This window comes from Deferribacterota bacterium (assembly GCA_034189185.1).
GTDB lineage: Bacteria > Chrysiogenota > Deferribacteres > Deferribacterales > UBA228 > UBA228.
This window is the reverse complement of the sequence record JAXHVM010000039.1, coordinates 1-14,213: the sequence shown is the minus strand read 5'-3', so window position 1 is coordinate 14,213 and position 14,213 is coordinate 1. Positions and strand designations below refer to the sequence as shown.

Annotated in this window: 15 protein-coding genes; 4 read left to right on the top strand and 11 right to left on the bottom strand. The window is 31.0% G+C overall.

Annotated elements, in window-relative coordinates; genetic code table 11:
- The 4 genes from SVN78_04405 to SVN78_04390 form a co-directional block, all read left to right on the top strand.
- Window positions 1-200 (top strand): hypothetical protein (locus SVN78_04405; GenBank protein MDY6820846.1); only part of this gene is annotated, 200 nt, incomplete at its 5' end.
- 15 nt (window positions 201-215) lie between these two features.
- A complete protein-coding gene (locus SVN78_04400; protein ID MDY6820845.1) occupies window positions 216-1,823 on the top strand; it encodes an FAD-dependent oxidoreductase in 1,608 nt (535 codons plus the stop codon).
- A gap of 6 nt (window positions 1,824-1,829) precedes the next feature.
- On the top strand, window positions 1,830-3,002 hold the full coding sequence (gene porA / locus SVN78_04395; protein MDY6820844.1) for a pyruvate ferredoxin oxidoreductase: 1,173 nt from the start codon (window positions 1,830-1,832) through the stop codon (window positions 3,000-3,002).
- Complete coding sequence (locus tag SVN78_04390; GenBank protein MDY6820843.1) at window positions 2,987-3,883, top strand: thiamine pyrophosphate-dependent enzyme; 897 nt, start codon at window positions 2,987-2,989, stop codon at window positions 3,881-3,883. The genes porA and SVN78_04390 overlap by 16 nt, the downstream gene beginning before the upstream one ends.
- On the opposite strand, the gene SVN78_04385 is transcribed toward SVN78_04390, so the two are convergent.
- From SVN78_04385 to SVN78_04335, 11 genes are all read right to left on the bottom strand, one after another.
- Window positions 3,880-5,406, bottom strand: coding sequence for a LysM peptidoglycan-binding domain-containing protein (locus tag SVN78_04385; protein MDY6820842.1), 1,527 nt, complete (start codon window positions 5,404-5,406; stop codon window positions 3,880-3,882). The genes SVN78_04390 and SVN78_04385 overlap by 4 nt on opposite strands.
- Entirely contained in the window at window positions 5,403-6,188 is a 786-nt protein-coding gene (locus SVN78_04380) for a glycosyltransferase (GenBank protein ID MDY6820841.1), read from the bottom strand. Before SVN78_04380 ends, SVN78_04385 begins: the two co-directional genes overlap by 4 nt.
- A gap of 1 nt (window position 6,189) precedes the next feature.
- Window positions 6,190-6,660 carry an Lrp/AsnC family transcriptional regulator gene (locus tag SVN78_04375; GenBank protein ID MDY6820840.1) on the bottom strand — a complete coding sequence of 157 codons (471 nt, stop codon included), beginning with the start codon at window positions 6,658-6,660 and terminating at the stop codon, window positions 6,190-6,192.
- Window positions 6,653-6,904, bottom strand: coding sequence for a hypothetical protein (locus SVN78_04370; protein ID MDY6820839.1), 252 nt, complete (start codon window positions 6,902-6,904; stop codon window positions 6,653-6,655). Before SVN78_04370 ends, SVN78_04375 begins: the two co-directional genes overlap by 8 nt.
- Before the next feature lie 117 nt (window positions 6,905-7,021).
- Window positions 7,022-8,134 (bottom strand): homoserine O-acetyltransferase, encoded by a 1,113-nt coding sequence (locus tag SVN78_04365; GenBank protein MDY6820838.1) that lies wholly within the window; start codon window positions 8,132-8,134, stop codon window positions 7,022-7,024.
- Window positions 8,135-8,219: 85 nt separating this feature from the next.
- A complete protein-coding gene (gene nth, locus SVN78_04360; GenBank protein MDY6820837.1) occupies window positions 8,220-8,867 on the bottom strand; it encodes an endonuclease III in 648 nt (215 codons plus the stop codon).
- A 2-nt stretch (window positions 8,868-8,869) separates the two neighbouring features.
- On the bottom strand, window positions 8,870-9,547 hold the full coding sequence (locus SVN78_04355; GenBank protein MDY6820836.1) for a ubiquinone/menaquinone biosynthesis methyltransferase: 678 nt from the start codon (window positions 9,545-9,547) through the stop codon (window positions 8,870-8,872).
- 5 nt (window positions 9,548-9,552) lie between these two features.
- Window positions 9,553-11,379: a diguanylate cyclase gene (locus SVN78_04350; GenBank protein MDY6820835.1), complete on the bottom strand. Its 1,827-nt coding sequence runs from the start codon at window positions 11,377-11,379 to the stop codon at window positions 9,553-9,555.
- Between the two features lie 115 nt (window positions 11,380-11,494).
- Window positions 11,495-12,553 (bottom strand): RIP metalloprotease RseP, encoded by a 1,059-nt coding sequence (gene rseP, locus SVN78_04345; protein MDY6820834.1) that lies wholly within the window; start codon window positions 12,551-12,553, stop codon window positions 11,495-11,497.
- Window positions 12,550-13,689 carry a 1-deoxy-D-xylulose-5-phosphate reductoisomerase gene (gene dxr / locus SVN78_04340; protein MDY6820833.1) on the bottom strand — a complete coding sequence of 380 codons (1,140 nt, stop codon included), beginning with the start codon at window positions 13,687-13,689 and terminating at the stop codon, window positions 12,550-12,552. The genes rseP and dxr overlap by 4 nt, the downstream gene beginning before the upstream one ends.
- A partial coding sequence (locus tag SVN78_04335; protein MDY6820832.1) for a phosphatidate cytidylyltransferase occupies window positions 13,689-14,213 on the bottom strand: 525 nt, incomplete at its 5' end. The genes dxr and SVN78_04335, both read right to left, overlap by 1 nt.

Here is a 14,213-nt window from a genome sequence, read left to right as displayed (position 1 = left end):
GGGTAGCTTTAAAAAATAATTTAGGGACAACCTATATGCCTATTGTAAATGTGCCTATATTAGGGGTATTTGCTAAATATACAGGCTTAGTCAAATTAGATTCACTTGTAAAGTCGCTACCCAGGTTTGTGCCCTTCAGTTTAGAGAATAATATTTTAGCTTTAAAAGAGGCATACAGGCTGGCGGGTAGTAGAGAATAAAAAAAGGGGTTTATTGTGGAATCAATAGATCATGAAAGTGTTATAGCTGCCCAAAGTTTGAAAAATGCACCTATATCTTTAACTACAACTGAGGTTAATCTTACAGGTAGTTGGAAAATATTCAAGCCCTATATATCCCCTGGAATTGCCCAGTGCATTACATATTGCCCTTTAAATATAGATATACCAAGATATAACTATTTCCTTAAAAAAGGGGATAAAAAGAAGGCGTTAACAGTTCTAAGGGAATATAACCCTATTCCTGCAATATTGGGTAGGGTATGCCCTGGCTTTTGTCGTAGTGGTTGTAATAGGCTTGATATTGATGAAGCTTTAAATGTAAGCATTATTGAAAAATATTTAGGGGATTATGGTATAGGGGTTCCCTACAAAGGTAGTAATAAGCTATACAAGCATAGTATTGCAATAATAGGAAGTGGACCAGCGGGAATTGGTGCAGCCTATTTTTTAAAAAGAAATGGGTTGAATGTAACTATTTATGAAAAAGAAAATAAACCAGGTGGACTTTTAAGATACGGCATTCCCCCTTATAGACTGCCCAGAGATATACTAGATAAAGAGCTAGACAACTTATTTAATTCGCTTAATATTGAAATAGTTTGTAATCAATATATTGATAATAGTGATATTGACAACCTGTTGAAGGAACATGATTTTATATTTTACTCACCAGGCTTAAATGAGTCTGTTACATTAAAACATCTTGAAGATATCCCAAATGTAATAGATGGTCTTACAATATTAAAAGATTTAAATTGTGGTATTATACCGAAAGGAAAAGTTTATGCTATTATTGGAGGTGGGAATGTTGCCGTTGATATAGCTAGATCACTTGTTAGGTTAAATAAAAAAGTTGTTGTTTTGTACAGAAGAACCTATAAAGAGATGCCAGCATATGAAGATGAAAAAAAACAAATGCTAGAAGAAGGAGTTGAACTTAGAGAAAAGACGTTAGTAGGTGATGCTATCTACAATGATGATAAGCTAGATTTAGATATACGCAAAGCTGTTAATATTGATGGAAAGATTGTTGAGGGCAAACTAGTTGACAAACTATCCGTTGATTACTTAATTCTTGCAGTTGGACAAAAAAAATCACAAGAATTAGATAGAGAGACCAATATTTTTTTAGGTGGAGATTATTTGCTGGGACCCACATCTGTTGCTGAAAGTATAGCTTCTTCTAGAAAAGCTTCAGAAAGTATTATAAAACAGCTTATTCACAAAGAAGATCAGGACAATATTCAAACTAATTTTAATAAAAAGATAATAGATTCTAAGAATATAAATAAAGATTTTATTAAAAGATCTTATTCTGTTAAAGCTAGTATAAAAAGAACAGAAGAAAGAATAAAGAGTTTTTCACCAGTTATCCAGGATTTAGGGAAAGATAAAATAGAGAAAGAGGTAAAAAGGTGTATTAATTGTGGTATTTGCAACGAGTGCTCTCTATGCTGGTTTTTTTGCCCTGATAATGCAATATCAATAGCAAAAAATAAAGATGCTGATTATAGTGTTGTTATTTCTTTGGAATATTGTAAAGGCTGTGGTATATGTGCAAAGGTTTGCCCTAGGGGCATAATTGAGATGACAAATATTTAAAAAGCTATGAAAACAGAACATATTGAAGAAAAACAATATAGAGAAATGTTATTGGGAAGCGATGCGGTCTCTACGGCTGTTAAATATTGTGATCCTGATGTTATAGCGGCCTACCCTATAACGCCTCAAACACATATTATAGAGACGTTATCAGAGATGGTTAATAAAGGGGAAATAAAAGGTCAATATATAAAGGTTGAATCTGAAATGACAGCTATAGCAGCGTGTTATGGAGCCTCAGCTGCAGGAAGTAGGGCCTTTACTGCCACAAGCTCTCATGGGCTTGCATTTATGCATGAAATGCTACACTGGTATTCAGGATCCAGGTTTCCTTTGGTGCTAGTTAATGCAAATAGAGCATTGGGCGCACCATGGTCAATATGGACAGATCAAAGTGATAGTATGGCTCAAAGGGATACAGGTTTTATACAGATCTATTGCGAAACTGTACAGGAGTGTTTTGATTTTGTTATACAGGGTTATTATATATCTGAGAGCTTAATGGTGCCTGTCATGGTAATGATAGATGGTTTTATTTTATCACATGTAATGGAACCTTTATATATTCCAACAAAAAACCTTGTTGATAAGTTTTTACCAAAATATAAACCGCCATATAAACTAGATGTAAACAATCCATTGAGTTTTAATGCAGCTTCAAAGGGGGATAGTTTTTATAATTTAAAGAAGATGCAAGATAAGGCTATTAAAGATGCCTGTGGTTTGTTTAAGACGTGCAATAACGAATTTTATAAGATATTTGAAAGAAAATATAGTGCTATTGAAGAGTATAGAATGAGAGATGCTGAGATAGTCTTTATTACATGTGGTGCAATTTCTGGGACTGTTAAGGTAGTAGTTGACGAACTTAGGGAAGATGGTTTAAAGATAGGCCTATTGAGAGTTATACTTTTTAGACCCTTTCCGAGGCATGAATTAGTAAAAAAGGTAGATAACATATCAAAATTAATTATTTTAAGTAGATCCATATCCTATGGAGCAAATGCCACCTTAGCACAAGAGATTAGGTCTGCGCTCTATAATGTAACAAAAAGACCAGCTATTTATGATGTTGTAATTAGTTTGGGTGGCAAAGAGGTTTTTCCAGGGGAGATTAAAAATATAATAAAAAATTTACATGATCTCTCCGAGGAGGAGACTAATTGGCTAAAAGTTTAAACATTGAAGTTAATGGTAAGAATCTAAATGCTAATTCAGATGAGTTTGTTAGCAGAGGGCATATGGCCTGTCCTGGTTGTATGGCTGCCCTATCAATGAGACATCTATTAAAAATTAGTGGTGAAAAAACCATTGTTGTTATACCTGCATCTTGTTGGTCTATAGTTAGTGGTACTTTCCCTACAACTGCCCTCTCAGTTCCTCTAATTCACGTTCCTTTTGCTACATCAGCGGCAGTTGCCTCAGGTATTAAGAGAGCCTTAATTGCAAAAAACAAAGATGACATAAATGTTATAGCATGGGCTGGAGATGGTGGTACCTTTGATATAGGTTTGCAGGCTCTATCAGGAGCAGCTGAGAGAAAAGAGGACATCCTGTATATTTGTTATGATAATGAAGCCTATATGAATACAGGTATTCAACAATCCTCTGCTACACCAATTGGAGCTTGGACTACAACTTCACCTGCTGGTAAAGATATTAAAGATGAAAAAAAAGATATAATTTCCATTATTTTAGCCCATAAACCAGCTTATGTTGCTACTGCCACAATTTCATATCCAGATGATTTCTATATGAAAATAAAAAAAGCACTAGACAAGAATGGTTTTAGGTTTATACACTTGCTATGTGCTTGCCCACCAGGGTGGAAGATTGATTCTCAAGACACTGTTAAAGTTTGTAGGCTAGCAGTTGATACCGATTTTTTCCCTTTGGTTGAAATGGGTGAGAATTATAGGTTATGTCGGACAGTTGAGCCTAAAAATATTGAGATTGATGAGTATTTAAAGGCGCAAAAAAGGTTTAATAATATTAATGAAACATCCAAAAAGGGTATAAGAGATTATATTAAGTTAAGAAATGAAATTTATGGCATTTAGTTAGGTATAATTAATTTCGTGCCAATTCTAATATTAGAAGAGTAGAGGTTGTTTCTTTTCTTTAAAGCCTTAACAGAGGTATTAAATCTCTGGGCTATCGACCATAGTGAGTCACCACTTTTAACTGTATAAGTTTTTATATAGCCTAAATAGCTTGGAAGTATAATTTTATCCCCTGGTCTAATTAAGGAAGGGTTGATTCCATTATTATAGGAGATTAATTTTTTGAGTGGTATACCTAATCTTTTTGAGATGCCATACATTGTATCACCTTTTTTCACAGTATATATCTTTGGCAAATCATAGGTTACTGCCTTTGCGAATTTCGGTGCTATCCTTTTATTAAAAACACCTTTTATAGGTATAAATAACGGTCGATTGTTATATATGTCGTTATAGTAATAGCCGTTTAATGACAAAATTTCACTTGTTGATACGCCAAACCTGTTAGCTATAACTGATAATTTTTCGTTTTTTTTAGGGTAATAAATGTGAACCTGTATTTTTTCACTATATGTGAGTTTTTTAAGTTTTGTTTGCAGTATTTCTTTTGTACCAAAAGGGATTTTAAGTTCATAAACAGTGTTAGGGGGTGTAATGGGCCTTTTTAGTTCTGGATTGAATTCTTTAATTTCCTGGTACTCCCTATTTATTAGCTCTGCTACAACAAAGAGATTGATAGGTTTTGTTAACTTTATTGTTTCAAAAAAGAAACCATCTGTATCAGTATTGTCAAAACCATAAGCCACAGCATTTTTATATAACAACAATTGGGCTATAAATTTTGGTATGTAGTCTTTTGTTTCTCTTTTAAAATAATTGTATTTAGAGAGTTTTCTAAAGTCTTTAGTGTTGTATTTATCTATAGCATTGTATACCGTATACATGCCAGCGTTGTAGGCAGCTAATGCTAAATACCAATTATTAAAACGTTCATATAAATCTTTTAAATGTTTAGCTGCTGCTTTAGAGGATTTGATAAAATCTTTTCGTTCATCAAGCCAAAAATTATTTTTTAGGCCGTATTGTTTACCCGTTGATTCAATAAACTGCCACATACCGACTGCCTTTGCATGTGAGATCGCTTGAGGGTTAAAACCACTTTCAGCAAAAGGAAGCAATGCCAAATCACTTGGCAAACCTTCCCTGATAAAAATTTCTTCAATAATATCTTTATATCTATTAGATCTATCTATCCATTTTTGAAACATTGAGGCAAATCGTGTTGAATATAAATTAATATAGTAATTAACCCTATCATCTATATATATTGGAATATTATATTCTTTTTCTGAACAAAAATATTTTTTTGCATTTTTAAAGCTCAATTTCTGGTTAAACTCTAGATAGTTAGCTATAGATAATGTTGATTTATCAAGGTAAAGCTGGTCTAGTTTACTTTTTTTAGTATTTTCAGTGTTTTTTTTATTTGTAACTGCAGGTGGGTTTTGCAAATTTTTTACTCCTGTGCAGTTAACAATATTAATAATTATTATTATTAATATTAATAATGTTAATTTCATATCTTTTTTGATATCCCCTTTTTTACTATATTAAATTTTCTATCTATCTCTTTTATTGTACTATATTGGTATTTAATATCCATTAGATAGCTATATTTTTTAAAAAAATTTAATAATATTTTCAAGCGCACATATTCTATATATTCAATATTTTTACTTAATTGCATATCTGTATCTGAAATTTTAACAATACTCTTTACATCTATATAATCAAATTCAAAAAAAAGTGATGCCCTAAGACAAAACTCATAATCTTCGCAAACCCTTAATGTTTCATTAAAATACCCTACTTTATCAAATACTTTTTTATTAACTAAAAGGGTTGAAGGGGAAACCCTACATTTATCTAAAATATAGGGATAGATGTGCCCTGACAATCCTTTAAAATCTTTTGGTTTGTTGATAAATTTGTCTATTTTATACCAAAATTCATTTGTATAGGAGATGTTAATATTTTTATTGTTTATTATTCTTTTTACTTGGTAGTTTAATTTAAAGGGCAACCAGAGGTCGTCGGAGTCTAAAAGGGCAATATAATCACCAGCTGAACATATTATACCCTTGTTTCTTGCTGTTGAGACACCTTTGTTTATTTCTAATTTTATATATTTAATATTTTCTAAATGTAGATATGGCTCAAGGGAGTTTTCAATATCAACGGTAGAACCATCATCAACAACTATAATCTCATAGTGCTTATAATTTTGGCATAATACACTTTCAATTGCACGTATTAAAGGCTGAATCCTGTTGTAGACAGGTATTACAACAGAGATAAACATATTATACAGGGTGCTTTTTATCGCAGACTACCTTAAAGACAATTATTGTATGTGTCTCTTGGAAGCCAGGCTCTTTTTTTAGTTTACTTAATAGTTTAGAAAGTGTTTGTGTATTTTTAGTTATCACTTTAATTATTAAAGTGAAATTACCGCTTACTTCATAGCATTCTACAATATCATCGTCGAAGTCTAATATCTTATTTTTAAAGGCTTCCTCTAAGGCTGAATCATTTATAATTAAACCGATAAGTGCAATAATATCATAACCTATCCTTTGATAGTCAATATCAATTGAATAGCCTTTTATTATCTTTTCTTTCTCTAAGTGTTTGATGCGCTCTATTACTGATGGTGATTTTAAACCAACTGTTTTTGCAATATCAGAATAGGGCGTACGGGCATTCTTTAACAATATGTTTATAATTTTTCTATTTATATTGTCTAGCTTATAAAATTCATTTTTTTCACTCATTATCGTTTTCAATAATCTTTCTTATTTTTGGTGTTATATATATATTCGATAGGTCAAATTTTTTTAAAGCCTCACATATTATTGAAACCTTATAATCTAAATTAGATTTTCTATCTAAAAATATATAGTAGTCATTATATATCCTACATAAACCGCCCTTTAAACCAGTATTTGCATAAACAATCTTAACAGAGAGCTTCGATGATAAATTTTCTAATTCAGTTAAAATATCTGACTTATTCACAAATAGATGTTATAATATTTTTATTATTTTTTCAATATTTCACATCAGTTATTTGAAGTTTTAGAATTTACAATAATAAATATTAACCTTTTTACGATAAAACGCTTGTGTTTTGGTTTATTGGGTATTATCTAGAAATTTTTTTATAATATTTGTTTGATCATCAAATTCTAATAAGAATGCATCATGTCCATAATTTGACACAATATTTTCCCAGTAAACATTTGTGTTGTATCTCTTTAATATATCCACAATCTCAGCTGTTTGGTATGTTGGGAATAGAAAATCTGATGTAAACGTTATAAAAAGTGCTTTAGAGGTTATTCTTTTTACAGCCTCTTCAAAGGACCCATAACCATAGGATAGATCAAATATATCCATTGCTTTTATTATATATAGGTAACTATTGGCATCAAAATAGTTTACAAATTTATACCCATTGTATCTAAGGTAATTTTCAACCTCAAAATATCCAAAAAAATCATATATTCCTTCATATGTTGCATATCTTCTGTCAAATTTTTTATGAAATGATTGATCTGACATGTATGTTATATGTCCTACCATTCTAGCAATTGCAAGACCAACCTTTGGTGGCACGCTATCGTAATAGTCCCCGTTATTCCATAGAGGATCATTCATAATCGCAAATCTGCCTACTGAATTAAAGGCAATCGCCATTGGTGATATCCTGCCGGCTGTTGCTATTGGAATAATAGATTTTATTTTTTCTGGAAAATTAACTGCCCAACTTAAAGCTTGCATCCCTCCCAGTGAGCCGCCTGTTACTGTTAATAATTTCTCTACCCCTAAGTAGTCAATAAGTTTCTTTTGGAGCTTTACCATATCATTAACAGTTATTACTGGAAAAGTTATCCCATAGGGTTTGCCTGTTGATGGATTAATTGATGCTGGTCCAGTTGTACCAAAACAACTGCCTAAAAAATTAGAGCATATAACATAATATTTGTTAGTATCAAAGGCCTTGTTTGGTCCAATCATTCCATGCCACCAACCGGGCTTTTGATCTTCTTTACTATTATAAAAGGCTGCATGAGCACTGCCTGTTAATGCATGACAGATCAAGATTGCATTATCCTTTTTTTCATTTAACGAACCATAGGTTTCATAAGCTACCCTTAGATTAGTCAATATACGTCCACTTTCTAAATAAAACTCATCTTTGAAATAAATATGTTTAGGCTTTACTATCTCAATTTTTTCTTTCATTAAATTAAAGCATTATTTTTATATTATTTAATAAATTATACAGCAATTGTCAAATTAATTAGATTATAATTAATATTAATACCTTCTATGAGCTAATTGATCCTTTGTAATATTTACAATAATCTTGCAAGGGACATTTATGACATAAAGGCTTTCTTGCTTTACATATTTCCCTTCCAAAGGCAATAACCTGATGAGACCATTTTGTCCAGACAGTTTTTTCGCCTAGAATATTCATCAACTCCTTTTCTATTTTATCAGGATCATCACTATTAACTATACCAAGCCTTTTAACAACTCTTTTTACGTGTGTATCTACCACAAGAGCAGGCTTTGAAAAACAGTTTCCCAAAACTACATTTGCCGTTTTCCTGCCTACCCCTGGTAGGGTAAGTAGTTCATCCATTGCTGAAGGAACCTGACCACTAAATTTTTTAACTATTATAGATGAAAGCTCTTTTATATTTTTAGATTTATTTTTATAAAATCCAGTTGGTTTAATATCCTCAGATAATTCTGATAAAGGTGCATTGGCAAAAGCTTGAGGAGAGTTATATTTTTTAAATATTTTTTCAGTAACTTTATTTACCCTTTCATCTGTACACCTTGCACTAAGTATTGTTGCAACAAGTAATTGAAAAGGATTATTATAGTTTAGACTGCATTTTGCATTTGGAAATTTACTATTTAAAAAATCTATTAATTTGTTGGCTATAGAAACTTTATCTTCCATAATTATTTATAACACAATATTGCATTGCATAAACCAAAAGTCATTGAGTGGTATTCTACTTTTTTGAAGTTAGCAGCATAGATCATCCTTTTTAATTCCTCCTTTTTTGGGAAATTATATACAGATGTAGGCAGATATAAATAGGCCCCATAATTCTTAGAAACAATTCCACCTATAAAGGGCAAAATATTTTTGAAGTAGAAATTAAATAAAGATCTAAACAGTTTATTTTTATCGGGTGGAGCAAGCTCTAAAATACAAAATATGCCATTTCTTTTAAGTAGACCATTAATTGTCTTTAAAGCAGTGGGCTTGTCAGGAAAGTTTCTAAACCCAAATGCAGTTATAATTCTATCGAAGGATTCATCTTTAAAGGGCCTGGCATATATATCAGCTAAAACAATATTTTTTGCCTCTATCTTTTGTTTTGCTCTTTTAAGCATGTTAAAACTAAAGTCTAAACCAAAAATTTTACTATGCCCATATTTTTTCTCTAATATTCTATATACATCACCTGTGCCCATAGCTAAATCTAATATGCGCTTACAATTCTTATCTATAGACAAGAGGTTTATGGCTTTATATCTCCAATATCTGTCAATATTTAGACTTAAGAGGTGGTTTAAAAAATCGTACCACGGTGAAATGCTGTCAAACATTTTTTGTATATTATTTTTCATTTTTATTATATTTTACCATTTTTATACATTTGCTTATCCCTATACATTTCTATATCAGCTAATGCTATAAGTTCATCAGCATCAATATGTTCCTCTGGCGAGCACTCTGCAAAGCCTTTTGCTATTGTAATCTTGTAAGGTTTGTTGCCCTTTTTATTAAAATCGTCAAGTTTTTTCATAATCCTATCGATAATTTCTCTTGCTTGCTTTTCTGTGCAATCAACAAAGATTATTAAGAATTCATCGCCCCCAAGCCTGCAGATAGTATCAGATGCTCTTAAACTATTTTTAAGTATTTCAACAACCTTTAATATCATAAAATCGCCCTCATTGTGGCCAAAATTATCATTAACATATTTTAGGTCATTAATATCAATAAAAGCAACTGTTAAGACCTCTCCCCTTCTTTTTTCAATTTCAATTTCCTTTTTTAATAGTTCTATCCCAGTTCTCCTATTTAGCACCCCTGTCATTGCATCAGTAGAAGCATTTAATTGTAGTTCAGTTACATCCCATCCTGCAACTATTACAGCTCTTATATGATGATTCTTGTCGATGAGAGGGATTTTTTTGACCTCGTAAGTCACCTTCTTATCTTTAGATGTAAATGAGATTTTTTTTGTTATTATATCTTTTTTCTCAACTGCCTCTTTAATATCAAAGAAATCTCTAAAAGCTTCCTTATCAATATTAACATATTCCATAAGTTCCATTGTTGTTTTATTTTCGAAGTCCACATCCTTTAGACCAAATATTTCTAAACACAAAGTATTTGATATATACCATTTTTCACCCCTACTTAGAAAAGCTATTATCGTAGGTAATGATTCTATTAGCATTCTTAGATTTTCTTCACTTATTCTTAGATTTTCTGAAGCAGTTCTTCTAGTTAGTAATAGATATGCTATGACAATTGATGAGAAAAATATTAGGATTATAAAAAATATTTGCCTGCTAAAAAACCTTTCTGCTATATTTTTGTAATTTATTTTTTCTATATTCTCTTGGGGAACATAAGAGAATATATACCAAAAATAACCCTCTCTTTGATTTGTTATGTACAATTTATCATAGGTGAAGAGGCCGTATATATTGTAAAACTGCCCTGTTTGTTGATCCGCTGACATTAAGTAGGGTATTAGTTTTGGGAATTTATCTAACACATATTTTGTAGTAATGCCATTATGCTTAGTTATATTATCAATATTTGTTTTAGGGGAAAGTTTTCTAATATTAAAAGATGAGATTAAATATATATTATTTGTCTTTTTCTGGAAATTTTTAATATATTCAGCTAAAAAGATTTTTCTATCAATTTTTAAAAGTAAATATCCCTTTTTATTGCCTAGACTATCATAGATGGCGGTACCTAAAATTATATTACTTAAATTAAAATCCCCGCCATATTCCATATAGAGCTCAAAGGGTGATATATAAATCTCACCTTTATTTAATTTCTCTATATTTGAGATATGCTTAGCTATTGTTGGATTTAGCTTATTTTGTGGGGTAATATAGGGGTTATATTTCCCGTTTTTACATTGTAGCAGTATGTTGCCTTTTAGATTTATTATATCAAGGCTTTCATATAATTTATTGTTTGCAAGAAAATCTAAATTACCATTAATTAAAAACTGTTTTATTATAGGGCTTTCACTTATTGGGCTAAAGAAGTGGCTGTTAGAAGTCTTTAAATAGGAGATATCCCCCTTTATTTCTCTAAGAAATGAGCTAAAGTATGCAAATTGAAATTCAACTTTCTGCCTTTCATTAAACTCTAATATCCTATGTTTATTCTCATGCTCTTTTATATACATTGAATATTCAAACATAAAAAGTACGGCAATTGCTGGAAGAAAAAAAAATAATATATATGCTACAAATAATAGGGTATTCTTACTGAAAATTTTGTGTTTAAGCCTAATAATTGGCAACATTTTTTGACTGCTAATTTTTTATAATTCTTATAATATCATTATAAAAAGCAAAAAAGGTAAGTGCTAAGATGAGGGCTAGACCAATTATTTGCCCGACCTCTCTTGCTTTTAAGCTAACGGGTTTCCTTCTTATCGCTTCAATAAAATAGAAAAAAAGGTGACCTCCATCTAAAACAGGTATGGGCAAAAGATTTAATATGGCAAGATTAATACTTATTACAGAGGTAAATACAAGCAAACTGTTTAAACCGGCTTCAGCTGTGTCTTTAGCCATTTGGAATATAAGGATAGGTCCGCCTATATTGTCCGCTGGGACAACCCTTTGAAATATCTTAACTATACCAACTAGTGTAAGTTTTGTTATCTCGTAGGTTCTAGCAACTGCCATACTGAGTGATTCTAGCGGGTTGTAGCGTACAGTTGTTATATCATTACTTGGAGTTATACCTATTAAGCCAACCTTTATTTTTTCACCAAAGATATTTTGACTCTCCTCTAAACTTGGTGTTATTGTAACCTTTTTTATCTGCCCCTTTCTTTCTATCTCTAATGTTAGCTTATTGTCAGGATTTTCCTTTACAATAGAACTCATCTCCTCCCAAAATTTAATTTTTTTGCCATTTATAGAGATTATTTTATCGCCATTTTCAAGTATGCCATAGGCAGGCATATCCTTTTTAACCTCCCCTACAATGGGCAATAACTTCGGCACTCCTATCATAAATACTATAAAAAAGAGCACAACAGCCAAAAAAAAGTTGGCTATTGGCCCAGCAGAAACAATTAATATTCTAGAGATAAGGGGTTTTTTTGAGAAGGCTTTATTAGACAATTTTTCATCAACTTCACTGGTGGGATCCTCTCCATACATTTTTACATAGCCCCCAAGAGGAAGTAGGGAAATAGCATATTCAGTTTCTCCAATATTTTTTGAATAAATTATTGGTCCAAAACCAATAGAAAAGCGTTCAACATATACCTTATTTAGTTTGGCAACTATAAAGTGGCCAAGTTCATGGATAAATATTAATAACGCAAAAACTAATATAGCAGATATAATTCCAATCATTTGTTATATTCCTCTATTTTGTTATTTATTTTAATTTTAATATAATTCCTAAAGCTTAGAATATCATCAATAGATTTTAGTTTCAAAGGTTTTATTGTATCAAGGGTTTTTTCAATTATATATTCGATTGCTAAAAAGGGTATTTTCTCATTTAAAAAAGCATTAACAGCTAATTCATTTGCAGTTAGTAGAGCTACAGTATAGCTGTTGAAACTAGATTTTATAATATCTTTTACCTTAGCTAAAAGTGGAAACCTTTTGTAGTTAGGTTTTATAAAAGTTAGATTGCCCACATTTGCAAGATCTAACAAGGTATAATCTGCCACTATTCTATTTGGATATGTTAGCGCGTAAGTTATAGGTATCCTCATATCTGGCACGCTTAATTGAGCAATTGTACTACCATCGATAAAGTTGACAAATGAATGAATTATTGCCTGTGGGTGTATTATTGTTGAGAGCTGATCTGCTGGCATATTAAACAAATAGTGAAGTTCAATAAGCTCTAAAGCCTTATTCATCATAGTTGCAGAATCTATTGTTATACTATTACCCATTGGCCATACAGGGTGTTTTAAAGCATCTTTTAATGTTATGTCTTTTAATTCATCTCTCTTTTTATCTAAAAAAGGGCCACCTGAGGCTGTAATTATTATATCTCTAATATGTTCTTTTTTATTGCCTTGCAGACACTGGAAAACCCCTGAATGTTCCGAATCAATAGGTATAATATTGATGTTATTAATATTTGCAAGCTCCATTATTATATTTCCGGCTAAAACAATTGTTTCCTTATTGGCTGTTGCTATATTAATTTTATTTTCAAGTGCATATAAAATAGTATATATGCAATCTATGCCACTTGCTGCAACAACTAATAGATCTAAATGTTGACTCTCTATTATACTTTTAATACTATCCCAGCCAAAATATAAGTTATTATCCCTATAATTTTTTTTTATACCTGTTGCAACGATGTATTTAGGGTTATGTACAGTTTTTTGTTTTTTAATAAGTTCTATATTTTTATGGCAACTTATAAATATAAGTTCAAAATAATCTTTATTTCTTTCAACAACATCTAAAGTTTGTCTACCTATATAACCAGTAGAACCAATTATGCCAATTTTTTTCATTATGTTCTAAAAAAAATATATAAATATATAATGGGCACTGCAAATAAAAGAGAATCTATCTTGTCAAGTAGGCCACCATGCCCTGGTATAACCTGGCCACTATCCTTTACATTGCAACTTCTTTTAAACATAGATTCTACAAGATCCCCGATTGCACCTGCTGTAATAATAGCAAAAGTGATAATATAAAAATCTAATTTTTTTGAAATGGTAAAATAGTCATTATAAATAGTGGCTATAATAAAACCACCAAAATAAGATCCAATTAAGCCTTCAACTGTCTTTTTTGGACTAATTATTTTATACAAACTTCTTTTTCCTAAATATTTGCCAAAAAAAAGAGCTGAACTGTCAGATGCCCATATTACAAAAAGCGTAAATATAAGGTAGTTTGTATATTTAATTTGTAAAGGGAGGATTGGTGATAGCAGAAGTGGTATATATGTAATTGTGATAAGGGTAGCACCAATACTAGTGAATATTGATTGTAGTGGATTTGTAGAGAAAAGCTTTAAAGTAAAAGC

Excerpts from the sequence above, each read along its gene's own strand:
- porA (MDY6820844.1), top strand. The coding sequence starts at position 1,830 with ATGAAAACAGAACATATTGAAGAAAAACAATATAGAGAAATGTTATTG.
- SVN78_04385 (MDY6820842.1), bottom strand. The coding sequence starts at position 5,406 with ATGAAATTAACATTATTAATATTAATAATAATAATTATTAATATTGTT.
- SVN78_04380 (MDY6820841.1), bottom strand. The coding sequence starts at position 6,188 with ATGTTTATCTCTGTTGTAATACCTGTCTACAACAGGATTCAGCCTTTA.
- SVN78_04375 (MDY6820840.1), bottom strand. The coding sequence starts at position 6,660 with ATGAGTGAAAAAAATGAATTTTATAAGCTAGACAATATAAATAGAAAA.
- SVN78_04365 (MDY6820838.1), bottom strand. The coding sequence starts at position 8,134 with ATGAAAGAAAAAATTGAGATAGTAAAGCCTAAACATATTTATTTCAAA.
- nth (MDY6820837.1), bottom strand. The coding sequence starts at position 8,867 with ATGGAAGATAAAGTTTCTATAGCCAACAAATTAATAGATTTTTTAAAT.
- SVN78_04355 (MDY6820836.1), bottom strand. The coding sequence starts at position 9,547 with ATGAAAAATAATATACAAAAAATGTTTGACAGCATTTCACCGTGGTAC.
- SVN78_04350 (MDY6820835.1), bottom strand. The coding sequence starts at position 11,379 with ATGTTTGAATATTCAATGTATATAAAAGAGCATGAGAATAAACATAGG.
- rseP (MDY6820834.1), bottom strand. The coding sequence starts at position 12,553 with ATGATTGGAATTATATCTGCTATATTAGTTTTTGCGTTATTAATATTT.
- dxr (MDY6820833.1), bottom strand. The coding sequence starts at position 13,689 with ATGAAAAAAATTGGCATAATTGGTTCTACTGGTTATATAGGTAGACAA.